Source organism: Exiguobacterium sp. GL_137 (assembly GCF_057834585.1).
On sequence record NZ_CM174406.1, the window covers coordinates 2,259,237 to 2,283,739 of the forward strand.

The 24,503-nt window shown below is 47.3% G+C and carries 21 protein-coding genes, 1 riboswitch and 1 other annotated feature; of the genes, 5 read left to right on the forward strand and 16 right to left on the reverse strand.

Translation table 11 applies throughout. The features are described from left to right. Positions 1 to 25: 25 nt before the first annotated feature. Positions 26 to 1,423 carry a dipeptidase PepV gene (gene pepV, locus AC3IRK_RS11865; RefSeq protein WP_489169998.1) on the reverse strand — a complete coding sequence of 466 codons (1,398 nt, stop codon included), beginning with the start codon at positions 1,421 to 1,423 and terminating at the stop codon, positions 26 to 28. Positions 1,424 to 1,729: 306 nt separating this feature from the next. Here pepV and AC3IRK_RS11870 point away from each other — a divergent pair, with 306 nt between their 5' ends. After that, positions 1,730 to 1,948, forward strand: a complete 219-nt coding sequence (locus AC3IRK_RS11870) for a DeoR family transcriptional regulator (protein ID WP_012371138.1) — start codon at positions 1,730 to 1,732, stop codon at positions 1,946 to 1,948. 110 nt (positions 1,949 to 2,058) lie between these two features. Continuing rightward, positions 2,059 to 2,691 (forward strand): SDR family oxidoreductase, encoded by a 633-nt coding sequence (locus AC3IRK_RS11875; RefSeq protein ID WP_131502108.1) that lies wholly within the window; start codon positions 2,059 to 2,061, stop codon positions 2,689 to 2,691. Positions 2,692 to 2,768: 77 nt separating this feature from the next. On the opposite strand, the gene AC3IRK_RS11880 is transcribed toward AC3IRK_RS11875, so the two are convergent. Both AC3IRK_RS11880 and AC3IRK_RS11885 read right to left on the reverse strand, forming a co-directional pair. Then, positions 2,769 to 3,488 carry a pseudouridine synthase gene (locus AC3IRK_RS11880; RefSeq protein ID WP_131502109.1) on the reverse strand — a complete coding sequence of 240 codons (720 nt, stop codon included), beginning with the start codon at positions 3,486 to 3,488 and terminating at the stop codon, positions 2,769 to 2,771. Next, the gene (locus tag AC3IRK_RS11885; RefSeq protein ID WP_131972371.1) at positions 3,475 to 5,139 is read right to left on the reverse strand and encodes a putative polysaccharide biosynthesis protein; all 1,665 of its coding nucleotides are present in this window, start codon (positions 5,137 to 5,139) and stop codon (positions 3,475 to 3,477) included. The genes AC3IRK_RS11880 and AC3IRK_RS11885 overlap by 14 nt, the downstream gene beginning before the upstream one ends. A gap of 184 nt (positions 5,140 to 5,323) precedes the next feature. Here AC3IRK_RS11885 and AC3IRK_RS11890 point away from each other — a divergent pair, with 184 nt between their 5' ends. Beyond that, positions 5,324 to 6,583, forward strand: a complete 1,260-nt coding sequence (locus AC3IRK_RS11890; RefSeq protein ID WP_489169999.1) for a BaiN/RdsA family NAD(P)/FAD-dependent oxidoreductase — start codon at positions 5,324 to 5,326, stop codon at positions 6,581 to 6,583. Between the two features lie 33 nt (positions 6,584 to 6,616). On the opposite strand, the gene AC3IRK_RS11895 is transcribed toward AC3IRK_RS11890, so the two are convergent. The 5 genes from AC3IRK_RS11895 to AC3IRK_RS11915 form a co-directional block, all read right to left on the reverse strand. After that, on the reverse strand, positions 6,617 to 7,597 hold the full coding sequence (locus AC3IRK_RS11895; protein ID WP_131502112.1) for a hypothetical protein: 981 nt from the start codon (positions 7,595 to 7,597) through the stop codon (positions 6,617 to 6,619). A gap of 130 nt (positions 7,598 to 7,727) precedes the next feature. Continuing rightward, the gene (gene leuS, locus AC3IRK_RS11900) at positions 7,728 to 10,133 is read right to left on the reverse strand and encodes a leucine--tRNA ligase (RefSeq protein WP_489170000.1); all 2,406 of its coding nucleotides are present in this window, start codon (positions 10,131 to 10,133) and stop codon (positions 7,728 to 7,730) included. Positions 10,134 to 10,180: 47 nt separating this feature from the next. Next, positions 10,181 to 10,402, reverse strand: a binding site (T-box leader). Between the two features lie 39 nt (positions 10,403 to 10,441). Further along, complete coding sequence (locus tag AC3IRK_RS11905) at positions 10,442 to 11,086, reverse strand: HAD family hydrolase (RefSeq protein WP_131502114.1); 645 nt, start codon at positions 11,084 to 11,086, stop codon at positions 10,442 to 10,444. Positions 11,087 to 11,148: 62 nt separating this feature from the next. After that, positions 11,149 to 12,180, reverse strand: a complete 1,032-nt coding sequence (locus AC3IRK_RS11910; protein WP_489170001.1) for a peptidoglycan bridge formation glycyltransferase FemA/FemB family protein — start codon at positions 12,178 to 12,180, stop codon at positions 11,149 to 11,151. A 162-nt stretch (positions 12,181 to 12,342) separates the two neighbouring features. After that, on the reverse strand, positions 12,343 to 13,524 hold the full coding sequence (locus AC3IRK_RS11915) for an MDR family MFS transporter (protein ID WP_131502116.1): 1,182 nt from the start codon (positions 13,522 to 13,524) through the stop codon (positions 12,343 to 12,345). A 178-nt stretch (positions 13,525 to 13,702) separates the two neighbouring features. Here AC3IRK_RS11915 and mnmM point away from each other — a divergent pair, with 178 nt between their 5' ends. Next, entirely contained in the window at positions 13,703 to 14,293 is a 591-nt protein-coding gene (mnmM, locus tag AC3IRK_RS11920) for a tRNA 5-(aminomethyl)-2-thiouridylate-methyltransferase MnmM (RefSeq protein ID WP_131502117.1), read from the forward strand. Between the two features lie 51 nt (positions 14,294 to 14,344). Here the strand turns inward: mnmM and AC3IRK_RS11925 are convergent, their stop codons facing one another. The 3 genes from AC3IRK_RS11925 to metK form a co-directional block, all read right to left on the reverse strand. Further along, positions 14,345 to 15,049, reverse strand: coding sequence for an alpha/beta fold hydrolase (locus AC3IRK_RS11925; RefSeq protein ID WP_131972368.1), 705 nt, complete (start codon positions 15,047 to 15,049; stop codon positions 14,345 to 14,347). A gap of 83 nt (positions 15,050 to 15,132) precedes the next feature. Beyond that, the gene (locus AC3IRK_RS11930) at positions 15,133 to 15,618 is read right to left on the reverse strand and encodes a GNAT family N-acetyltransferase (protein WP_114595197.1); all 486 of its coding nucleotides are present in this window, start codon (positions 15,616 to 15,618) and stop codon (positions 15,133 to 15,135) included. Positions 15,619 to 15,755: 137 nt separating this feature from the next. Next, positions 15,756 to 16,964, reverse strand: coding sequence for a methionine adenosyltransferase (gene metK, locus AC3IRK_RS11935; RefSeq protein ID WP_114595196.1), 1,209 nt, complete (start codon positions 16,962 to 16,964; stop codon positions 15,756 to 15,758). A 127-nt stretch (positions 16,965 to 17,091) separates the two neighbouring features. Continuing rightward, positions 17,092 to 17,218, reverse strand: a riboswitch (SAM riboswitch). 232 nt (positions 17,219 to 17,450) lie between these two features. Here metK and pckA point away from each other — a divergent pair. Beyond that, positions 17,451 to 19,019 (forward strand): phosphoenolpyruvate carboxykinase (ATP), encoded by a 1,569-nt coding sequence (gene pckA, locus AC3IRK_RS11940; RefSeq protein ID WP_188004618.1) that lies wholly within the window; start codon positions 17,451 to 17,453, stop codon positions 19,017 to 19,019. Positions 19,020 to 19,076: 57 nt separating this feature from the next. On the opposite strand, the gene AC3IRK_RS11945 is transcribed toward pckA, so the two are convergent. The 5 genes from AC3IRK_RS11945 to AC3IRK_RS11965 all read right to left on the reverse strand — a co-directional run bounded on the left by AC3IRK_RS11945 (position 19,077) and on the right by AC3IRK_RS11965 (position 24,446). Continuing rightward, positions 19,077 to 20,330: an EAL and HDOD domain-containing protein gene (locus AC3IRK_RS11945; RefSeq protein ID WP_188004619.1), complete on the reverse strand. Its 1,254-nt coding sequence runs from the start codon at positions 20,328 to 20,330 to the stop codon at positions 19,077 to 19,079. 167 nt (positions 20,331 to 20,497) lie between these two features. Then, positions 20,498 to 21,241 carry an alpha/beta hydrolase family protein gene (locus AC3IRK_RS11950; protein WP_188004620.1) on the reverse strand — a complete coding sequence of 248 codons (744 nt, stop codon included), beginning with the start codon at positions 21,239 to 21,241 and terminating at the stop codon, positions 20,498 to 20,500. Continuing rightward, a complete protein-coding gene (gene ytkD, locus AC3IRK_RS11955) occupies positions 21,213 to 21,686 on the reverse strand; it encodes an RNA deprotection pyrophosphohydrolase (RefSeq protein WP_114595193.1) in 474 nt (157 codons plus the stop codon). The genes AC3IRK_RS11950 and ytkD overlap by 29 nt, the downstream gene beginning before the upstream one ends. A 131-nt stretch (positions 21,687 to 21,817) precedes the next feature. Then, positions 21,818 to 23,167 carry a glucose-6-phosphate isomerase gene (locus AC3IRK_RS11960; protein ID WP_188004621.1) on the reverse strand — a complete coding sequence of 450 codons (1,350 nt, stop codon included), beginning with the start codon at positions 23,165 to 23,167 and terminating at the stop codon, positions 21,818 to 21,820. 112 nt (positions 23,168 to 23,279) lie between these two features. Further along, the gene (locus tag AC3IRK_RS11965) at positions 23,280 to 24,446 is read right to left on the reverse strand and encodes an iron-containing alcohol dehydrogenase (RefSeq protein ID WP_131972364.1); all 1,167 of its coding nucleotides are present in this window, start codon (positions 24,444 to 24,446) and stop codon (positions 23,280 to 23,282) included. Between the last annotated feature and the right edge of the window lie 57 nt (positions 24,447 to 24,503).

The following is a 24,503-nucleotide window of genomic DNA, read 5'->3' on the forward strand; positions in this document are numbered from 1 at the left end:
CTATTTTTTTAAGATGCACTGATGCTTATTTCGCCAATTCGTAAATCGCCTCTGCATAGATGGCAACGGCTAATAAGAGTTCTTCAAAATCAACATACTCATCCACCTGGTGCGCGACTTCCGGTCCACCAGGGAAAACAGGTCCAAATGCGACACCTGCTGTCAATGAACGGGCATAGGTTCCGCCGCCGATCGCAATTAAGTCGGCCTTTTGATTCGTTTGCCGTTCGTAAACCGCACTGAGCGTCCGGATCAGTTCATGGTTCGGATCGACGTGATGCGGTGGCATATGCGTCCGTGTTTGAAGTTCGAATCCGTATGCAATCGCGGCTTCTTTAATCAATTGCAACCGTTCTGTGAAATCGGTACTGTAAGGGTAACGGATATTGATTGAAGCTGTCCCTTGTCCGTTTTCGTAACGGAACACTCCACCGTTGATCGTCAGGTCGCCTGTTTCATCAGATGCCGCCACTCCGAGTGCAACACCGCGTGAGTCGCGGAACATGTGCACGATCATTTCAAGATAACGGCGGCCGCTGTAATCCAAGTGGAGCGTATGCAAGAAACGCGCCAGATGAAGGGCGGCATTTTTCCCGTTGTCCGGTTCCATCGCATGGGCGGCGACGCCAATCACATCAAAGATGAGGCCTTCTGCCGTCTCCTTGATTGTCCCTGTCACACCTTGCTTTTCTAAATACTGGTGGAAATCTTCTTCAACCGTTCCCCGCTCAGCGACATGTACCGTCGCTGTCGCGTGACCCGGTACCATATTCGGACGTTCTCCGCCTTCGAAGCGAATCAGTTGGTAGCCTGTATCTGCGGCTTTAACCGGTTTACCTTGAGTCAGCAGACCATCGTACAATCCTTTTTCTGCATTGATGATTGGAAAATCGGCATCCGGTGCAAATCCAAGCGTCGGCATTTCTTCATGCTTGAAGTAATGATTCACACACCGCCATTCACTTTCTTCGTCCCCGCCGGCAATCAGACGAATTCGTTTTGAAAGCGGAAGTCCCAACTCTTTAACGATTTTTAAGGCATAATATGCTGCCATCGTCGGTCCTTTGTCATCAATCGCACCCCGCGCAATCAATTTTCCGTCAGCCAATGTCGGATTAAATGGGCCGTACGTCCAGTTATCCCCGCCCGCTGGGACGACGTCCAAGTGGCAAAGAATACCGAGCAATTCATCTCCTTGACCATATTCAAGGTGACCGGCATACCCATCAACGTTTTTCGTGATGAATCCATCGCGGTCCCCGAGCGCGAGCATCCAATCGAGCGCACGTTTGACTTCGGTTCCGAATGGAGCTCCTTCCTGAATCGTTGTTTCATCGAGAATACTAGGTATGCGTAACAATTCCTTTAAATCAACTAAAAGATCTTCGCGTCGTGCCATGACTTCTTCTTTCCAATTGACCATATGACTTCTCTCCCTTATCCGCTGATTCGTTCACCTTTAAGTATAGCGAAAATTTGACAATTACGAACATCCAAAATACCAAATCTTTTGTTATTACGTTTTTAACGAACATTGAAAGATAAAAAACATCTTTCATTCGCTATTGGGTGTTGAAAGTTTGTGTTGTTTTTGCAAACGTTCGGTTAAATTACTTGCATTCTATACTAAAAGAGTTATACTAAAGGCGAAACAACTTAATTAATCATCGTCTTTTGTCACCCGAAGCTTTAGAACACTATTCTATCCATTGGGGGAGTGGTTATACCAATGAAAGATTCTACAGACCGTATGTTGACCCGGATTAAATCGATTTATCTCTATATCAATGAGAACGGAGCTACTACGACAGCAGACTTGGTTGAAGAGTTCGGCATTACTTCAAGGACCGTCCAGCGTGACTTGAATGTGCTTGAATACAACAACCTCATTGTAAGCCCAAGACGCGGTACTTGGACATCAAGTAAAAAACAACGACAAGCCGGCTGATTAAGATGTTTCATCAGACTATTTTCTGTTACGACGCGAATTCTTCGCGTCTTTTTTTTGTTATTTTTTTTTCAGGCAGGGTATATCTAGTTTGAGAAGGAGATGATGAGATGAATATTTTAATTATTGGAGCAAACGGAACAACCGGGCGGAAAATGGTTGAGCTGATCGGCAAGCAAGGTCAGCATCAAGCCATCGCTGTAGTCCGGGAAGAAAACCAGATCAATGACTTGATTGCACTTGGAGCATCTGAAGTCCGCCTTGGTGATTTAACGAAAGATGTCACGGACGTCGTCAAAGATGCCGATGTTGTCATTTTCGCTGCTGGTGCCGGTGGCGCTTCCGAAGAATTGACACGTGCCGTTGACCAGGATGGCGCAATCAAAGTCATCGATGCGGCTAAAGCAAGCGGAATTGAGCGTTTCTTGATGCTCAGTTCAGTTGGCGCTGATCACCCGCAAGGTGATTTGAAAGTTTATCTGGAATCTAAGGGTGCGGCGGACCGTCATTTAAAAGACAGTGGCCTTGATTATACGATTGTTCGGCCGGGTCCACTCAGTTACGATGAGCCGAGCGGCTCGATCGAGACACAAGAACATTTTGATTCATATGAGGGACGCGAAGTCTCACGAGATGATATTGCGGCTCTGTTCGTCACATTGATTGATCATCCGACTCAAACACGTCAGTTTGAAGTACTCAGTGGTCCCTTCCCGATTGCGGAAGCCCTTCGTAACCAGTAATCGACAAAGAGGCTGGGACATAACTCGGCTTTAAATAAAAAGACCCTCGAAACTTTTTTCGTTTCGAGGGTCTTTACTTATTCCGGTTTCCAGTCGAACAGGGCTAATTCACCACGTGTGAGTTCCCGGTATTCGCCTGCTTCGAGTGTCGAATCGAGCGGCAGTTGTCCAATCGACAAGCGTTTCAAATACGTCACTTCTTTTCCGAGAGCCAACATCATCCGTTTGACTTGATGGAACTTCCCTTCGGTAATCGTCAGCTCGAGTGTAGACGTTTCATCCGTCGCTTCCAGGATGACCAGCTTTCCCGGTTTTGTTTTATACCCGTCTTCAAGCGTGACCCCTTCTGCAACTTCTTCCACGTCCTCTTCCGTCAGCGTACCGATGACTTCCGCATAGTAGACTTTTTCAACGTGTTTCTTCGGTGACATCAACGCATGATTAAAGGATCCGTCATTTGTCAACAGCAACAATCCTTCCGTATCCTTGTCGAGTCGTCCGACCGGAAAGGGTTTAAAGTACGTCACATCTTCAAACAGTAAATCAATGACGGTTTGATCCCGCTTATCTTCAGTCGCACTGATTACGCCCGGCGGTTTGTTCATCATCAAGTAGATGAACTTTTGATACGTGACCGGTTCCCCGTATAAAAGTACGTGTTGCTGTTCGGTATCAACATGTTGCTTCGGATCATACACGATTTCTCCGTCAACTTGAATCGCACCGGATTTGAGTAATTGTTTTACTTCTTTCCGCGATCCGGCTCCCATGTTTGAGAGTAATTTATCTAGACGCATTTCCTCGTCCTCGTTTCATTGAAAATTTTCTTCCTAATACAGCTTCCGCTAATCCGCTCCAAATGGCAAGACCTGCAAAGACGACGATTCCAATTCCTGCTCCGACGATTAAAATGACGAGCGAACCGACCGTCGTAGCGGGTAACATGACCGATAATCCCCATTTCACCAGCGCGACGCTCGCACCCATGATGGCACTGATGATCATGATCAGTGACGTCCGGCGTAAGACCGTACTGAACGGAAACTGAACCGTTTGCGTAATCCGGAAGAACATCAATCCCGTCGCGACGACGTATCCGAGAATCGTTGCATATCCGGCACCCGTTCCGTCTCCTGTCCAGTGAATCAGGGGAGCATTCAACAGATATTTCGTCAGCAATCCTGCCAATGTCGCAACAATCGTGAAATACTGCCGGTTGATGCCTTGCAATACAGCGGCCGTGACGGAATACAGCGCAAGGAACAGCGCACTTGGTGCATAACTCAATAAATAGACCCAGGCAGCCTGATCTTTCGGGAATAAGACATGGAACGTCTCTTCACTCAGCAAAATCATACCGACGACCGCTGGAATTGTTACGAAAAAGGCCAGTTGATAAATTTGCGAGATTTGTTTCCGGACTTTCCGCATATCCCCTTGTGTAAACGAGGCCGTCAACAATGGTGTCGCGGATAAGGATAACCCCGTCGCGACCGAAACCGGAATCAGGACAATCTTATGACTATCTGCAATCAGATAGGCCGTTGCATTCCCCGCTGCTTCCAGCGTGTAACCAATACTTTGTAAAGCCGCATTCATCGTGTTTTGATCAATGACCTGATAAAGCGGTGTTGATAACCCGACCATGACGATTGGGATCGCATACGTCAACAATTCTTTGTACAGTCCTGCTAACGGACGATCCGGCGATATCGTCGTCTGACCATCGCGTAAGGCTTTTAAACCGGGTGCACGTTTTCGGAAATAATAAACGAGTACGACAACACTGCCGATTGCCCCGATGAAGGCACTGAACGTCGCAATCGTTGCTGCCCACGCTGCATCCGTGTCAAACAGATAAATCGCGATGCTGACACCGGCCAGTAAAAAGATGATTCGCACGATTTGCTCCAGGATCTGCGAAATCGCTGTCGGTCCCATCGATTGATACCCTTGAAAATAACCCCGTGTCATACTCATCGCCGGAATCAGAATCAAGGCAAAGCTGACACCACGGATCGTCATCGTGACAGCATCGACATATGAAGCCGAATCGACATCTCCTCCGGGTATTGCCCGGTGAGCCAAATACGGAGCCAGTAAAAATAAGGCCAGAAAGGAAACTACACCGGTGATGGACATGATTTTTAATCCGGATCGGTATAATCGTTCGCTTGTGTCGTATTCCCCCATCGCATTATACTTTGCGACGAACTTCGAAACGGCGACCGGAATACCGGCTGTTGCGAGACCAATCATGATGGCATAATAATTATAGGCATACGTGTAGAACATGATTCCCGTCGCTCCGACCATGAACTGAAACGGAAACAGATAAATCAGACCAAGGGCACGGGAAATGAGTGATGCACCGGATAACAACATCGTTCCACGAACGAATCCGGTATTACTGGATGAAGTTTCTTGCTTTTTGCTCACAGTCGACATGGATAACCTTCCTCGCACTTTCTATTTTTTCTTAACTCAATAAACGTCTCAATATACAAGTTCTCTCTTGCACAATTGCAAATCATTATACCGCTCAGCTTCCATAAAAGAAAGAGACGGTTTGTTTACAGTACAAACTTCTGCTAAAGTGAAACAAGCAGAATCCAACAAATGAGGTGACCACATGTATGATGTAATCGTAATCGGAGGCGGCCCAAGCGGTTTAATGGCAACTCTCGCCTCGTTACAAGCAGGCGCGAAGACGCTTTTGCTCGATAAAGGAAGTAAACTTGGACGAAAACTGGCGATTTCAGGGGGCGGTCGGTGTAACGTCACAAATCGCAAACCACTGGAAGAGTTGGTTCAATCGATTCCGGGAAACGGCCGTTTTCTCTATAGCGCCTTTTCGCAGTTCAATAACGAATCGATCATTGAACTGTTCGAAGGGTTTGGTGTCGCCCTAAAAGAAGAGGACAACGGACGGATGTTCCCTGTTTCCGATAAAGCGGCCGATGTCGTTCGTGTGTTGATTGATCAAATTCGTCAACACGGCGCCGAAATCCAAATCAATGCCGAAGTCGAAACCCTCGACTTTCATCCGGATGGTTCGTTTGCAGCCGTCTTGCTCGCTGACGGAACCCGCCTTGAAGCCAAAAGTTGTGTCGTCGCTGTCGGCGGACAATCGGTTCCCCACACTGGTTCAACCGGTGACGGCTATCATTGGGCACGTAAAGCCGGCCATACGATCACGGAACTCTTTCCGACGGAAGTCCCGATTTTACTGAACGACACGTTCATTCAGGAAAAGACATTACAAGGTCTTTCCTTACGTGACGTTGCTCTGACCGTCCATGGCAAAAAAGACAAACCGATTAAAACGCATACCGGTGACCTCCTGTTCACGCATTTCGGTCTGAGTGGTCCGATTGCGTTACGGTGCAGTCAGTACACGATCAAAGAAAGAAAACGATCAGATGAGCGAGTCGTCCATCTCTCGATCGATTTGTTCCCGGATGAATCAATCGGTGCGTTGACGGAACGATTCCAAGCCGCCCTTGCCGCTAATCCGAAAAAGACAGTCCGTAATGCGTTAAAAGGATTTGTTCCGGAACGGTTACTCGACCTGTTATTTGCTAAAATCGGTTTCGGTGATGAAGTGTGTACGCAAATTAAGAAGCAGGACTTCACCCAATTGTTAGCAACGCTCAAACGGTTCCCCCTTCAAGCAGTAGGAACACTCGACTTTGATAAGGCATTCGTCACCGGAGGTGGCGTTTCGATTAAGGAAATCCAGCCGAAAACGATGATGTCGAAAAAAGCAGACGGTCTCTTTTTCGCCGGCGAAATCCTCGACATTCACGGCTATACAGGCGGTTACAACATCACAGCCGCTTTCGTGACCGGACATTGTGCCGGAACGAATGCTGCCTTGACCGCATTATGACAAAAAGGCTAGTTCCTACACGGAGCTAGCCTTTTAGTCGATTGGCGTAAACGAACGGCTCGAGAATTTATCCGTTTGGATGAGTGCAAACAACTCATTGTCCTGAACAAATATTCCTTCTGCCCCGTACACTTTCGGACTCGCTGATTCCCCCGTGATTGTCACATCTTTCGTATCAATCGAATACAGGAATAACGCTTCCGAATCCAATGTATAAATCCGCCCTTGCCGCTCGGCCAGACCGATCGGACGGAAGTTTTCCGTGAAGGCTTTTTTCGCATCACTGCGCATGCCACTGGCCGTGTCGATCCGTTTTCGTGCCACGATCGTCAAATACGGTGGTTTTTGTTTTTTCTTCAAGGCACGCTTTTCCTTCGCAGTCGCCTCTTTATCAATCTTGATTTCATCTTGTTTCATCGCAAAATACGTCAGTTCACTTCGTGCTAACGAGCGAATGTGATTGATCGTATAAAATTGTTTTTTCTTGGCATCGTAACCGAGTCCGTGAAAGCTGTCACGGATTGTCGTACCTGCTACCCGCTCTCGTTTGTCTTCTTTCCAGACGCCCTCTTCCCGTTTGACTGTCACGAGAATTTGATTGGATGTCAATAAGGCGACGGTCTCGCCGTCAACGAGCGTCATTCCGTCAAGTCCCGATAACATCAACTTGCCTTCATCCTCGATTTGGAATGAAGCATTGATACGTTCTCCTGTCCCACTGATTTCAAAAAAGTGATAATCTTCCGTTACAACAAGATAAGAACCAATCGAATCATCATACAACATCTGTTGGACATTCTTGATCAACGGTTCTTCCGGATTTGGAATCGAAGACGGCGTTTTCGGTGGTACTTGTTTCACAGCTGCTTGGTGTTTGGATTGTGTCTCAATTTTTGCAAACGTCTCTTGAATTTGTGCTACGGTCTCAGGTCTCGAAAAGACGAGGGCCACACAAAGGATCAGACCGGAGACGACGGCAAAAATCGTTGTATAGACTATATAAGTTCGTTTCATTTACACAAATCGCCTTTCTGTCTCGGTTTCTGATTCAGTTTAGCAGAAGGCGCCCTAAAAAAAAAGCGGACTTGCGACGGAGATAATCGAAAACCCCTCGATCTGATTAAATCAGATGAGGGGTTTCAGCTTAGTTTGCTACGATGTTGATCAGTTTTTTCGGGACGACGATGACTTTTCGAACCGTTTTATCACCAATCCACTCTTGTGTTTTTTCATCTGCAAACGCAAGAGCTTCAATTTCTTCTTTCGTTGCGTCGATGCTGATGACGAGCTTCGAACGGACTTTGCCGTTGACTTGAATGACGAATTCCATTGTATCGCTGACGAGTTTCGTTTCATCGAATGTCGGCCATACCGCATATGTCAAGGTGTCGTCAAAGCCAAGTTGTTCCCATAACTCTTCCCCTAAGTGCGGAGCAACCGGAGTCAATAATTGAATGAATCCACGAAGGAAATGGCGTGGCAAGACCGGTTGTTTGTTTGCTTCGTTGACGAAGACCATCAACTGCGAAATGCCGGTGTTGAACTGAATATTCGTGAAATCTTCCGTTACTTTCTTAACCGTCTGGTGGTAGACACGTTCAAAGTCCACATCGACTGTCGTCACGTCTTGAATGTCCGCTGTCCGTTCAAACAGACGCCAGACGCGGTCAAGGAAACGACGTGCTCCGTCTAGACCGTTCTCCGACCAGGAAACTGAAGCATCCAGTGGTCCCATGAACATCTCATATAAACGGAGCGTATCCGCACCGTGCGATTTGACGATTTCATCCGGATTGATGACGTTTCCGCGTGATTTCGACATTTTTTCGTTGTTTTCTCCGAGAATCATCCCTTGGTTATATAACTTTTGGAATGGTTCTTTCGTCGGTACGACACCGATATCATACAAGACTTTGTGCCAGAAGCGGGCGTAGAGTAAATGAAGTACGGCATGTTCAGCCCCTCCGATGTAAATATCAACCGGGAGCCAGTATTTTAATTTTTCCGGATCGGCAATCGCTTCTTCATTGTGCGGATCGATGAAGCGAAGGTAATACCAGCAGCTGCCGCCCCATTGTGGCATCGTATTCGTCTCACGACGCCCTTTAAGTCCTGTGACCGGATCCGTGTAATCGAGCCAGTCTTCAGCAAGAGCGAGTGGAGATTCACCCGTTCCCGACGGCTTGATTTCCGGAATCATCGGCAATTCAAGCGGAAGTTCTGATTTATCGAGCGTCTTCATCGTTCCGTCTTCCATGTGGACGACCGGAATCGGCTCACCCCAGTACCGTTGACGGCTGAATAACCAGTCACGCAACCGGAAAGTGATTTTTTTGCGTCCGACTTGATTCGTCTCAAGTTCAGCGATGATTGTCTCAATCGCTTCTTGTTTTGATAGTCCGTCGAGCATCTGTGAATTGACGTGCTCTCCTTCACCCGTGTACGCTGCTTCGTCGACGTTACCGCCTGTTACGACTTCGATGATTGGCAGGTCAAACTGTTTCGCAAATTCATGATCTCGCTCGTCATGTGCCGGTACGGCCATGATGGCGCCTGTCCCATATGTCGCGAGGACATAATCGGCGATCCAGATCGGCAGACGTTCTCCGGAAATCGGATTGACGGCAAAAGCTCCCGTGAAGACGCCTGTTTTTTCTTTCGCAAGATCTGTCCGCTCCAAGTCTGATTTCGTCTGAACAGATGCGATATACGTTTTAACAGCTTCTTCATGATCGGCTGTCGTGATGTCCGCGACGAACGGATGCTCCGGTGCAAGAACAAGGTAAGTTGCCCCGAAAACTGTATCCGGACGTGTCGTAAAGACCGTCACTTGTTTTTTATGACCGTCAATCGTAAAGTCGATTTCCGCCCCTTCCGATTTTCCGATCCAGTTCCGTTGCATTTCTTTCACCGATTCTGGCCAGTCTAGTTCATCTAAATCTTCGAGTAAACGGCCCGCATACTCTGTGATTTTTAAGACCCACTGCCGCATCGGAACACGGACGACGGGATGATTGCCACGCTCCGACAGTCCGTCGATGACTTCCTCGTTCGCAAGGACTGTTCCAAGCGCCGGACACCAGTTAACCGCGACTTCGTCAACGAAAGCAAGTCCTTGTTCATACAATTTCGTAAAGATCCACTGTGTCCATTTGTAATAATTTGGATCCGTCGTATTGATTTCACGATCCCAATCATATGAGAATCCTAAATCTTTTAACTGACGTTTGAACGTCTCGATGTTTTGCGCTGTAAACTCCCGCGGATCATTCCCTGTATCAAGGGCATACTGTTCCGCTGGAAGTCCAAACGCATCCCATCCCATCGGATGAAGGACGTTGTACCCCTGCATCCGTTTCATCCGTGCGAGGATATCCGTTGCCGTGTATCCTTCTGGGTGTCCGACATGGAGTCCTGCTCCCGATGGATAAGGAAACATGTCTAACGCATAAAAACCTTCTTTTTCCGGATCTTCTGTTGTGACGAACGCATTGTCCTGTTCCCAGCGCGCTTGCCATTTCGGTTCGATTTCACGATGATTGTACGGCATCTCTATTCCTCCTCTGAATATACAAAAAACCGGTCTCCGCCCCTAGGAATAGGGACGAAAGACCGGTTTGTCTCCCGCGGTACCACCCACGTTGTCTGCTGAAGCAGACCACTTGATTCACGGATAACGGTGTGAAGGACCGGAGTTCGCTACTTGATTTCACGAATCATGCTCCCTGACGAGTTCACGGACGATTCCGACTGGTTTGCACCGATCACCAGCTCTCTAAACGGAATGACTCCCTTACTACTTCAGTTCGTCGCAATGGACTATCTATGTGTTAGTGTAAGCTGAATCTTCCCTTATCGTCAACGGTTCCGTAAAATTTCTCCGATTGCCGCATGCGACGAGACGACGTGGTCCGCGTGATGCAGGATTTGTGCCGGCATCCGTTCATCCAGCAAGGCGATGACTTCCATTCCTGCTTCCTTCGCCCCGATCATCCCGTTCGCTGCATCTTCAATCACGATACAAGCCTCCGGTGCTTGATCAATCCGTTGCGCCGCCAAGCGGAAAATCGCCGGATCCGGCTTCGACCGCGGGACTTCAAATCCGCTCGTGTACGCATCGACCGTCAATCCATAATGCGTGATGACGCGTGTGATTTTTTCAAGTGAACTGGAAGAAGCAATCGCAATCCGGTATCCTTCCATGCGGGCCAGTTCCATCAATTCTTTGACTCCGTCTTTTAGGCCGCATGCTTCCGGCTTCGCGTGTTGCTGGAATAATTCATGTTCGAGTGCCAGTAATGCTTCCGTAGAGTGAGGTAACTCATGTTGTGTAATCAGTTCTTCCCACATCTCGTCTCCTGTTTTCCCCATGAATGTCGCATACTGCGTATGATCGAGCGGGATAGATAACGTCTTAAACATGTGTTGGTGGACTTTAAAATATTGAATTTCACTGTCGAGAATGACACCATCCATATCAAAAATCAGACCTGTTTTTTTCATTTTTTCCCCTCCTGCTATCAGCCTACCAAAAAACCTGATCATCCGCAGACGATCAGGTGGATTCATGTCGCTAAAACCGTCTCTTGGTAGCGGTATTCCGGGAAATAGTCTACGTCTTGATCACTTCCATAGCGTTGGCACAATTTTTCATAGACATGAGGCAGAAGAATCGTTTTTCCTTGGTGGTATTCAAACATCCGGTATCCTGTGTAACGGCACTTGCTTTCAAACAGACTGTCCCGTTCCTTATATCCGCCGCCTAAATGGTGTTCGACCATCCCTGCCGTCTTGGAATGTAAGATCGCCTCATATTCCAGTCGCTGATTCGGAAACAGTTTATGTTCATCCCGTTGACATCCAATCAAATGTCCGTGTGCATACTCTTGTCCAAGCAATACGAAATAACCACCGACGGCTTCCCCTCTCCACTCGGCAATCAACAATAACGGTTCACACAGCTGTGTCGGCTGAAACAGTTGTTCAAAGTATTCAGGTGTAAAATAGTAATGGGAAGAGGCATCTTTCCGGTCCATCGTTTGGTAATAAAGACGGATAAAAGTTGGCAAATCTTCTTTTGATCCCCGACGGACTGTCAGCTCTGACGCCAATGACTTCCGGATCATACTCCGGTTTTTCTTATGAAACGTTTGCATGATTTCTTCCACGGTTGGCCGAAGATCGATGCTCGTCGTGTGGCGGATGAATTCCGTTTTCGTCCAATCCGCTATCCGTTTTTGATTTTCCGTCAATGGATTAAACCGAATCAGCTCCGAGACAATTTTGTGACGCATGGCCCATTGCCGAAAAGAACGCTTGGCATCTGCCAGTTCTTCCAACGTCAGTTCACCAACAACTTCCGGACCTCCATAACCATAAGGTGTAATCATATCAAAATACTCGGTGTCGAAAATACGCCTCTTCAAAAAAGGATAAAATAGTTCGCCTGACGCACCTTGAAAATAAACCAGTCCCGCCGTTTCATCGGCCCGTGCATTTAAACGGACGTATTCATAGCTATAAAAAATATCAAGTGATTTATTTTCGACAAGTGATGTCCAAGTCAGCTGATCTTCAACGAAAATACATTGCCTCATCTTTTACACCTCCGGCACACGACACGTCAAACATATTTTTTCTTTAATTTGGTTAATCAATTAATATTTTCCTTTTAATTGAATACCCGTTTTACATGTTTATTATGCGTCCTCAAAAAAAGACAGATGGCGGCATCAAACGACCGCGTCTGTCTTTCGAACTTATTTTATCGCCTTACTTGGTATAGCACGAATGAATGTGAATCCTGCCACCAGAATCAATCCGATCAACGTCAGGAACACGGCATTCATACCGGATAAATCATAAATCAGTCCCCCGACGGTCGGACTTATCATCCGGCCTGCCGAAGCGGCGATATTGACGTATCCCTGAAACTCACCTTCTTTACCAATCGGAGCCAAGCGCGCTGCCATTGCAGGAACTGCCGGCCAAATGAACATCTCACCAATCGTCAAGATGATCATCGCCACTAAAAACATTTTGAATCCGCCCGCAAAGGGAACGATGGCATAGGACAAAAGAAAAATCCCTGTCCCCGTCAGTAACTGACGTTTCAAATCGTCTCCAAACCATCGTAAGACGGGTGTCAATAACGGTTGTGCAAACACAATTAGCGCCCCGTTGATCGTCCATAAAATCGAATACTCGGAAATTGTTACTCCAAGTGACTTTGTATGCACGGCAAACGTTCCCTGCCATTGAACATACACAAACCATAACAGTGCATAACCAATCGAGACATACAACATCGTCCGGACAGAACTCCGTGAGAGCGGTTCCCGCACTTCCTCGCTTGCCGACATCGATTGACGTCTGATTGGATGGACCTGAATCCAATTCAATCCTACCAACAGAACCACAGCAAACAACAAGTACAGTATCAGATTTGCGATGAAGATGAATTGGATATCAATCGCCGCAATTTGCCCACTGATAGCAGTTCCGAGCGCCACACCGACGTTTTGAGCAACATAGATTGCGTTAAACGCCCGTCTCCCGCCTTCCGGCCAGATCACACCGGTCAGAGCATAGATGGTCGGAAAAACCATTCCGCCGACGAATCCGATTAATCCCAGCATCAGAACATAACCGGTGAAAGTCTGATGGAACATCCAAAGTCCGATTGAGGCAAGGACGAGTCCGATGACACTGATGACAAGTGTGCGTTTCCCACCTAACCGATCAAATGCTTTTCCACCAATGTAGTTCCCGATGATGGCGAGAGCCGAGTTGACGAATAAGGCCATTCCGGCCTTCGTCATCGACTCCCCTAAATAGTCATGAATGTATAATGTATTAAACGGCCATAAAAAAGAGGACCCTGTCGTATTGATTGCCATCGCCAATACCAGAATCCAGACCGCGCGAGGTAATTTCGGCATGGTAAGTATCCTCCAATGTAGTTTCCAACCTTGCCACTTTACGAAATTATTCTGTCGTCTGTCAAGGAACTTCGATTTAAACGAACAATCGGAAAAATGATACAATTAACTAAAGGGTCGATTTTGCGGGTACTTAGAAAAAAATAGAGCATATCAATCAAAAAGAGGAGTTTTTGCCATGTCACTTGCACGTGTGTTACCTTATGCCAAAGAATTGTTGGAATCAGTCATCCATGAAGGGGATTGCGTCGTCGATATGACTGCGGGGAACGGTCATGATACGCATTTCCTTGCTGAACAGGTCGGACCGGGCGGACGGGTCATCGCTTTTGATGTCCAGGAGCAGGCAATCGAAGAAACGACCCGTCGGTTGCAGGCGGCTCACGTCTTCGATTGGGTCGATTTGTATCACGAAAGTCATATCCATGTCGGCGCTCGGTTATTTGCTGAACAACGTCCGATTCGTGCCGGAGTCTTTAATCTTGGTTACTTACCGGGAAGCGATAAATCCGTCACGACGACAGGAGAAGAAACGCTAGAGGCACTCCGGGCCCTTCTTCCGGTCCTCGTCCCCGGTGGTCTGGTTGTCCTCGTGATTTATCACGGTCACTTGGAAGGGCGCCGCGAACGTGATGCAGTGCTGGAGCATGTTTCATCGCTCCCCCAGCAGGATTATGCCGTCTTGCAGTACCGTTTCTTGAATCAGCAAAATAATCCGCCGTTCATCGTTGCGATTGAAAAAAAATTAAAAAAACAAATACTCGATTAAACAACAGAGGAGTGCCGTCGTATGCGACGGCACCCCTCTTTTTAAAACATATTAATCTTCCACTAATTTCAGGAACAGCAACAACTTTTCAGCAAACCGTGTGTTCAAGCGTTCGAAACTGAAGTGCGGGAACCCGTGCAGACGTTGCAGATAAATCTGGTCCCCACCCATTTTCCGGCATACCTCAAGCGTCAACTTGACGTCAGCAAACTGATCGTCCGGCGCATAAAAACAAGCGAGTTGGACCCGCGGCAGTTTCTTACGTTCTTCATCATGGATGACAATTTCTTCTTCAATCTCACGATATTCAGCGTACGTCAGTTCACCGAGACGAGCAGCATCCTCATTATTTTGTCCGAACGGTAATGTCCCAAGCGGAGCATCCGGACGGAACCGGTCGAAGGCACTCGCGAAGACTTGTTTGACGCCTCCCAATTGCTTGGAATTGTGCCAATCAAATAACGGCGAGATAAACGTCAGGCTCGCCATCGGCAACTCATATTCTTGAAGCAGTCGGTTGACGACAAGCGCTCCCATACTGCAGGCAATGATATGAATCGGTAATTTCCGCTTACCGGCTTCGCGTAGTGCTTCTTTTAATAACTGTTGATGTTCTTCAAACGATACACGACGGGGTGCGTCGACCAAGAGGACCTCATATTCGTGCTCTAAGACACGAATCAGTGCTTCACTTGGCCGGGCACGTAATTGGAGTGGATATACAAGAACGATCACTCCGGTTGGTTGTTCTACCACAAACTCACCTCTTCATTCGATATCTGTTTAGTATGCAACAAATCCGACTTCAGCCAAACCGCCTTAAGTCGGATTCCGTTTCTTTAATATATACGTTGTAGTCGCGTCACAGGTTCCACCTGTCCGAAGACTTCCTCTGTCGTCTCGCTGATTTCCTTAAATCCGTATGAAGTCAAAAAGTGACGGGCTTTATAGTTTCGGGATTCAACATACACTTCAATCGGAGACGCCCCTTGCAATTCCAGTTCGCGGATCAGCCGGCGTCCGATTCCGTTTTGCTGGTATTTCGGCAAGACATACAGCCGGACGATTTCCCACGTTCCATCCACATCGATGGCGTGGATAAAACCGACGATTTCCCCGTCGATCAGTCCGACATTGAAGTATTCTCCACGTGCTTCTTCCGCTGTCCGGATTGCTCGGACCACTTCTTCCTGCGGGTACGCTTCTTGTACGAAATGGGCTTTCGAACGCTCTGAATAGATTTCCTCATATGTGTCCATCCAGGACGTGAGCGCAATATCATGAATGCGTGCTGCATCAGCCGGAACTGCTTCGCGTATCTCCATACCGAAATCCCCCTTTTCCTTTTACAGGCTCATGTTCTTTTACCCTTTTCTAGAAATTTCAGTCGTTTCCCTGCAAAGTTCCGGAGAAACAAAAAAAGTTCAGAAACACCCTTAAAAGGGAGTTTCTGAACTCAGGATTATGCGAAACGTTTTGCCTGCTCTTCAAGAGTAGCGGCTTTATCTGTTTGCTCCCATGGTAATTCGATGTCTGTACGACCGAAGTGACCATAAGCTGCTGTCTGACGATAAATCGGACGGCGGAGATCAAGCATCTTGATGATCCCTGCAGGACGGAGATCAAAGTTTTCTGCGATTAATTCAACGAGTTGCGCTTCAGGAAGTTTTCCTGTACCGAACGTATCGACTGCGATTGAAACCGGGTGCGCCACACCGATTGCGTAAGCAAGTTGAACTTCTGCTTTGTCCGCAAGACCAGATGCAACCAGGTTTTTCGCGACATAACGTGCTGCGTAAGCAGCTGAACGGTCGACTTTCGTTGGATCTTTACCAGAGAACGCTCCACCGCCGTGACGTGCATATCCGCCATACGTATCAACGATGATTTTACGACCTGTCAACCCTGCATCTCCTTGTGGTCCGCCGATGACGAAACGACCAGTCGGGTTGATGAAGAATTTTGTGTCTGCATCGATGTACTCTGCCGGGATGACCGGTGCGATGACATGTTCTTTCAGATCAGCTTGAATTTGCTCAAGCGTCACTTCTTCTGCATGTTGTGTCGAGATGACGATTGTATCGACGCGAACAGGTTCATTGTTCTCGTTGTATTCAACCGTAACTTGCGTTTTACCATCCGGACGGAGGTAATCGAGTTGCCCCGTTTTGCGGACCTCTGCCAAACGACGAGCCAGTTTGTGTGAAAGCGAGATTGGAAGTGGCATGAGTTCCGGTGTTTCTTTCGTTGCATAACCGAACATCAGACCTTGGTCTCCTGCTCCGATCGCATCGATTTCTTCATCGGACATGTTTCCTTCGCGTGCTTCAAGCGCTTGGTCCACACCGAGAGCGATGTCTGCTGACTGCTCATCGATTGATGTCAATACAGCACAAGTGTCTGCATCGAAACCGTATTTAGCGCGTGTATAGCCGATTTCACGAATAGTTTCACGAACGACTTTCGGGATATCCACGTAAGTTGATGTCGTGATTTCTCCAGCTACTAATACGAGTCCTGTCGTGACAGAAGTTTCTGCCGCAACACGTGCGTTTGGATCGGCTGCAAGAATTGCATCCAAAATTGAATCCGAAATCTGGTCACAGATTTTATCCGGGTGACCTTCAGTTACTGATTCCGACGTAAATAGTCGGCGATTAAGGTTTGTCATGTTTGACCCTCCCAAAAAAGAATTTGACGGTGTACTCATTTCCCCTAGTTGAGTGGGACGGTAAAATGAAAAAAACCTTTCCATGTCCAAAAATGGTCAGGGAAAGGTTGTGCGTTCTTCCTTTACCCTCTTATCGTTCGAAGTGTTTACTTCGCTTCAGGAGAGCACCTTTTCCTACATTAATGATGAAATTAATATAAGACGGTTGCCGGGTTTCTTCGGGCCTTGTTCCCTCCACCTGCTCAGAATAAGAGTATCCGTTACGAATTACATGATATAAACTTGTGCTCACTCTGTCAAGCAACGTTTTAATTTCTAGTCGAAAAATTTCGGAAGAGATGTTAAACTGTTAATGCTGAAAGCGTTTCCAGATAAATAGAAATCAGCGCAGGAAAATGATTGCCCTATCATTAGTATGTCATATATAATAAATGTGTCATACTAATAGTAGAGCTAAAACCAACGTAGGGGAAAGGTGGGGTCAGGATGCCGATGACGGTCCTGAATATCGAAGAGCTACTCAAGAAGGAGCATGTGTTCAAACAACTGTCAGTTGCTGAACTAGTCGAACATGCGATTCGCAACAAAGAAGGAGTTCTTGCAGAAAATGGTGCTTTGTCTGTAGAAACGGGGAAATTTACAGGTCGTTCACCGAAAGACAAGTTCATCGTCCGTGATCAATCGTGTGAGATGCATATCGATTGGGGTCATGTCAATCAACCAATGGAATCGGACAAATTCGAGCAACTGTTACAAAAAGTTCTTCGTTATATGAACGAAGCAGATCAACTTTACTACACAGAAGCTGCTGCTGGTGCCGATACGCATTTCACCCTTCCAGTGCGCGTCGTAACCGAATATGCTTGGCATAATTTGTTTGCGAAACAGCTATTCTTACGCGAATATCCTACGGTTGCGGCCTTTGAACCATTTACGGTCGTCTACGCACCACATTTTAAAGCGGATCCGGCGGTCGACGGGACAAACTCGGAGACATTCATCGCGATGTCTTTCGAACACCGTATTGTCTTGATCGGTGGTACAGAGTACGCCGGAGAAATTAAAAAATCAATTTTCTCGGTCATGAACTATCTCTTACCACAACAAGAAGTGTTGTCGATGCACTGTTCCGCCAATGTTGGACACGAAGGGGATGTCGCGTTATTCTTCGGACTATCCGGGACTGGTAAGACCACACTGTCTGCAGATGAGAGCCGTCAATTGATCGGCGACGATGAACACGGTTGGTCCCATGACGGTGTCTTCAACATCGAAGGTGGCTGCTATGCGAAAACGGTCAACTTGTCACGCGAAAAAGAACCACAAATCTTTGACGCCATCCGCTTCGGAACCGTTCTTGAAAACGTCGTCCTCGACGACACCCGGATTCCGGATTATGATGATACCTCACTGACGGAAAATACGCGTGCGGCTTACCCGATCACAGCAATCGAGAATATCGCCATCCCGTCACGCGCCGGTCATCCGAAAACGATTGTCTTCCTGACAGCAGATGCTTACGGTGTACTGCCTCCGATCAGTAAACTGACAAAAGAACAAGCGATGTATCACTTCTTGTCAGGTTATACATCTAAACTTGCCGGCACAGAGCGTGGTGTCACGGAACCGGAAGCAACGTTTTCGACCTGCTTCGGTTCCCCGTTCCTGCCGTTGATTCCAGAAAAATATGCGACGATGCTCGGGGAACTGATTGATCGCCACGGCGTCACCGTTTATCTCGTCAACACCGGTTGGACCGGTGGGGCTTATGGTACCGGCAGCCGGATGAAACTTTCGTATACACGGACGATGGTCAATGCAGCCGTCAACGGCCTGCTCGCAGACATCCCGACAGAAGAACATCCGATTTTCGGTCTGCATATGCCGATTGAAGTACCCGGTGTTCCGACTGATTTACTCAATCCGGTCAAGGTATGGGCGGATTCATCTGTTTACGAACAACAAGCGACTGCACTCGCGCAAAAGTTCACGCAGAACTTTGCACGTTTCGAAAGTGCGACGGATGCCATCAAAGCAGCCGGTCCCCGCGTTTAAAAATGATTGATGATACCAAAAAGGTTGAGCTCCTTAACGGATGCTCAACCTTTTATGTTAGACGATTGAATCTGTCTTATCTTGTAAATGAAGCTCTTTTTGAGAAAGCCAAACTTGGCTTTCTTTTAATAATTCATAAGCGCGGTGCTTCGCAATCCCGAATCGATTGCTCAGCATCTCGAACCGTTCGAACTCTCCCCGGTCTGCGCTGATCGCAAGGAGCAGGCAATCCCGAAACGGATGATCATCACCTTGTAAGACGTTTTTCAAAGCCGGTTCAATCGGAAGCTGATCAATGATTTCATCAATATCGACTGAGAGTAATGCATCAATATGAGACAGTAATCCAATCATATAAGCGCTCTCTGCTTTCAAGGTCTTCGTTTCCGTCGCAAACAGTTCACACAGCTTTGCACAATGCAAAGATGAACGTAACAATTCATCCGACCACCTGTACGGACTTGCGAGTTTCATTTCACGCAAAACGATTAACGAAATCCAGCTCTTTAATTGCGAAAATCCAAGTAAGGAAATCGCTTGTCGGACGGAACTGACGGTGTTCCGAAGACCGATTCCCGGAGAATTGATTAATTGCAGTACTTGTACACTGATGTAAGGATTTCCTTCGATTTCATCGACGACGTCCTCATAATGATCGTCTGTATCCAACCACTTCAGCATCTTCAACAGGACAGGTACTTGCGGAGGAACCGCCTTCCCTTTCATCAGCATCGGTTTGGCATAAAAGTATCCTTGAAACCAGTCATATCCCATCTCAAGGCTTCGCGTATGATCTTCATGTGTTTCGACCCGTTCTGCCAAAAAGCGCATATGCGGATAATTCCGCTTTAAAATATGTAAGATTGCACTTTGTTCGCGTGGGTTGATGGCTTCGATATCAATTTTAATCAAATCAATCAGATCAAACAGCTCTGCCCCATGATGACGCAACAGATCGGTTACGAAATCATCCAGTGCCAATACGAAGCCTGCTTCTTTCCACTTCTGCAACGTCAGGAGCATAGCAGCATCAATGTGAACCGTCTCTAACACTTCAATCACGAATCGGGTCGGATCCAAGTGATCGATCAGCTCAGACTGTAACAGATCGCCTGTGAAATTAATGAATAATCGTTTCCCTTCTGCTACACGGTCTACTCCCAAATGAATCAGTGTATTCGTCAATACATCCATCGTTGCCAAGTCACCATCAAACACTGCAGGTGTTTCAACGGAACGATAGAGCAGTTCAAAAGCGTCAATCGAACCAAACCGGTCTACAATCGGTTGTCGCGCAAGTAAGATTTCCATCTCATATATCCCTTCTAAATCCGTTAATCTGGCTTATTTTATATGTTCTAGTATATCAAATATCGTTTTCCCTTAAAAAATCTCTTTTTTAAAACATATCAATGTTCCCATCATTTGGAGAAAAAAACATCTCAATGCGAGGCACTGAGATGTTTTCACGAATCCTTTTACTTGGATAACATCCAATCGATGACTTGTTTCGTCACAAGCATTTTTTGATGGATTGGAAATTGATGCGCATATTGATATACCCATAAACGGGTCTTTTCCGGATAGCGGGCTGCATAGTTCGTCGCATGCCGCAACCGAACGTTTTGATCGTACAATCCATGAATCAATAAGACGTCTCCTTGCGGCGGAAAATAGAGTGGTGACCGGACGCGATATGCCTCCAGCCGTTGCTCTGGAACGCCACCGGTAAATCGTCTGAGCATTTTTTGCATCGTCCGTTGTTCTTCATACGTCCAAATCAAATTCGTCACGCCGGCCCAGGAAACTGTCCGGGCGACTTCACGATGATGCGCCAGTAAAAGCGCCATCTGACCGCCGCGGGAAAAGCCAAATACCGATGTCCGCTCGACATATTGATCGAGCCAATCAAAAGCACTGATGGCGTCAAGGATATCCCGTTGTCCAAAATCTTCTTTTCCGGTCCCCCCTAAGTTACCGCGATAAAAAGGAGCCATGACCAAATAACCGGCTTGCGCGAACTGCATTAAGCGGGTCGGCCGAACCATGCCGATATTACGTGTCCCACCACGTAAATACAAGAGACCTTGTCCGTTCGCCCGAACCGGTAAGATGATGTACGCCCCGACCCGTTCTCCGTCGGATGTTTCATAAAAGACCCGAAAGGTACGAAACGGTCCCTGGCGGGGGAGCTCAAACCAGTCGGCGTTCGGCGAGTACACGAAGAGTCTCCGGAAGGACACGGTCCTTCATCATGAAGCTGTATTGGCGGTTCGTATCTAAACGTTTCGGGATATCGTCTAGTAAATAGGCACCGTCCGTCTCATCGACAGCAAGATGCGGCACCAAGGATGCGATTTCGGCGAAGTAGATATTCTTGATGATCGTATCCCCCCGACCTTCAACCCGGTATTGTCCGATGTACTGGAGACGTTCGATATGTCCCCCTGTCTCTTCCATGACTTCCCGGTGCGCTGCTTCCTCGGCCGTTTCCCCCGGTTCGACCTTTCCACCCGGAAATTCGTAGCCCCGTTGCTTATGATGTGTCAGTAACCATTTCCCTTCGTACACGGCAATGACCCAGACATGAAGCGGATGGACTGAAAACGGATGGTCCTCAAAACTCAGTTCAACCCGATTTTGATAATAATCTAAAAACGTAATCACGTGCGTGCACCTCATTTCTTCTTCTCTCTTCACTTTACCTGTTTCGAAAGCATTCTAAAAGTGAAAGTGCGTAGGAATTTGCCAGAATGACAAAAAAAGACATCCCTCTGAATCGAGAGATGTCCGGCTTCTTATTTCAAGCGAGCTTCAAGCTCTGCTTTTTCTGCTTCAAATCCAGGTTTACCAAGCAAGGCAAACATGTTTTTCTTGTACGCTTCCACACCCGGCTGATCGAATGGGTTGACACCAAGCAGGTATCCACTCATTGCACATGCCTTTTCAAAGAAGTAGAACAAGAATCCGAGATGATACGGTGTCATCTCCGGCAACTCAACTGTCAGGTTCGGAACTTGTCCATCTGTGTGGGCAAGCAACGTTCCTTCTGCTGCCTTGTCGTTGACGAATTGAATCGACTTGCCTTCAAGGAAGTTTAAGCCGTCCAAATCCTGTGCATCTTTTTCAATCGTCAAGGTATGACGCGCTTGTCCGACTTTGATGACCGTTTCGAACAAATCACGACGTCCTTCTTGAACGTATTGTCCCATCGAGTGAAGATCCGTTGAGAAGTCGACTGCTGCCGGGAAGATCCCTTTAAAGTCTTTTCCTTCTGACTCTCCGTACAACTGTTTCCACCACTCCGACACATAGTGTAAAGCAGGTTCATAGTTGACGAGCAACTCGATTGTTTTTCCTTTCGCATATAATGCGTTTCGAACGACCGCGTACTGGTACGCTTCGTTTTCCGCCAAGTTCTCATTTGAGAACTGAACTTGCGCATCACGCGCACCTGCCATCAAGTCTTCAATCGAAATGCCGGCAGCTGCAATCGGTAATAAACCAACCGGTGTCAAGACAGAGAAACGACCGCCAACGTCATCCGGAATCACAAATGTCTGGTATCCTTCCGAGTCAGCAAGTGTCTTCAGGGCACCACGTGCTTTATCCGTCGTCGCATAAATCCGGTCCTTCGCTCCGGCTTTACCGTACTTGTCTTCCATAAATGTTTTCAGGAGACGGAATGAAATCGCTGGTTCCGTCGTTGTCCCTGATTTTGAGATGATGTTGACCGAAACATCTTTTCCTTCAAGTACTTGGAACAAATCGTGTAAGTACGTCGAAGAAATGTTATGTCCGGCATAAATGATTTGCGGTGCTTTCCGCTCGTCTTTTGACAGTAAGTTGTGGAACGAATGACCGAGCATCTCAATTGCAGCACGTGCTCCGAGATACGATCCGCCGATCCCGACGACTAACAAGACATCTGAATCCGACTTGATTTTTTCAGCCGCCGCCTGAATTTTTTCAAATTCCGCTTTGTCATAGTTTGTCGGTAAATCGACCCATCCTAAGAAATCGCTGCCGGCACCTGTGCCGTTGTGGATTGCTCCGTGTAATGTTTTTACCGTATCCGCCATATAGTCCACTTCATGTTGTCCTACGAATTGTAGGGCCTTCGAATAATCAAAACGTACCGTTGTCATTCACTCGTCCTCCTTATTCATTCGCAAACAAATGCGACCTTCCTTTTCATTAAAACGCAAGAAGGAAGGTCGTTCAAGTCTTTTGTGAAAAGATTAGCAAATGTTATGACGCTTACAAAGCAGCTGTTACGATTTGACGAACATCTTCGTTGCCAAGTGATTTGAAGTTACCAAAGTCTCCACGTGTCATCGCTGACTTCACGATTGAATCGACCGTTTCTTCTTTGATGTCATAATCCGCAAGGCGGTTTGGTGCACCAAGTGATGTCCAGAATGCACTGATTGCATCGATTGTAGCGTGTGCTGCTTCCATTTCTGATTTACCTGTCGTATCGACATCAAAGACGTTTTCACCGAGCGTAACGAAACGGTGTGCGTTTGACTCATCAAGAACATGACGCATCCAGTTCGGGAAGAGAATCGCCAGACCGCCTGCATGCGGGATGTCGTGAACCGCTGAGACCGCGTGCTCAATGTTGTGTGACGCCCAGTCGCCGCGTGCGCCCATTTGAAGAACACCGTTGAGTGCCATCGTACCGGCAAACAGGATCGTACCGCGGAGTTCAACGTTTTCAAGATCGTTGACAAGTTTCGGTGCAGCTTCAACGACTGCTTTCATGACACCTTCCGTCATCCGCTCTTGAACCGGTGCATGCGCCGTGTGGAAATATTGCTCGAGGCAATGACTCATCATGTCGACGATTCCGTAAATCGTTTGATCTTTCGGAACGCTGACAGTGTACTTTGGATCAAGGATTGAGAATGTCGGGAACGTCAACGGGCTGCCCCAACCGTATTTCTCTTGTGTCTTCCAGTTCGTGATAACAGAACCTGAGTTCATTTCTGAACCTGTCGCAGCGAGCGTCAAGACTGTTCCAAACGGGATCACTGTTTCAGGTGTCGCTTTACCGATGACGAGATCCCATGCTTCACCCTCGTAAGGGATACCTGCAGCGATTAATTTCGTGCAGTCGATGACAGAACCGCCACCAAGAGCGAGCAATGCGTCAACGCCAGCTTCACGTGCGATTTTAATACCGCGTTCTGCTGTCTCGATGCGTGGATTTGGTTCGACGCCGTCGCATTCGACGTATTCGATTCCTGCCGCATTGAGTTCGCGCGTGACGTCATCATAGACACCATTACGTTTGATACTGCCGCCGCCAAATACGAGCATGACTTTTTTAGCATCTAAAGCTTTCAATTCGTCTTTGATTTTGTTGACTTGACCGTCACCAAAAATAAGTTTCGTTGGATTACGATATTCGAAGTTTTCCATTGTGTGTTGCCCCCTTGATAAGTAATGAACACCTTACATTATCCACACATTCCCCTT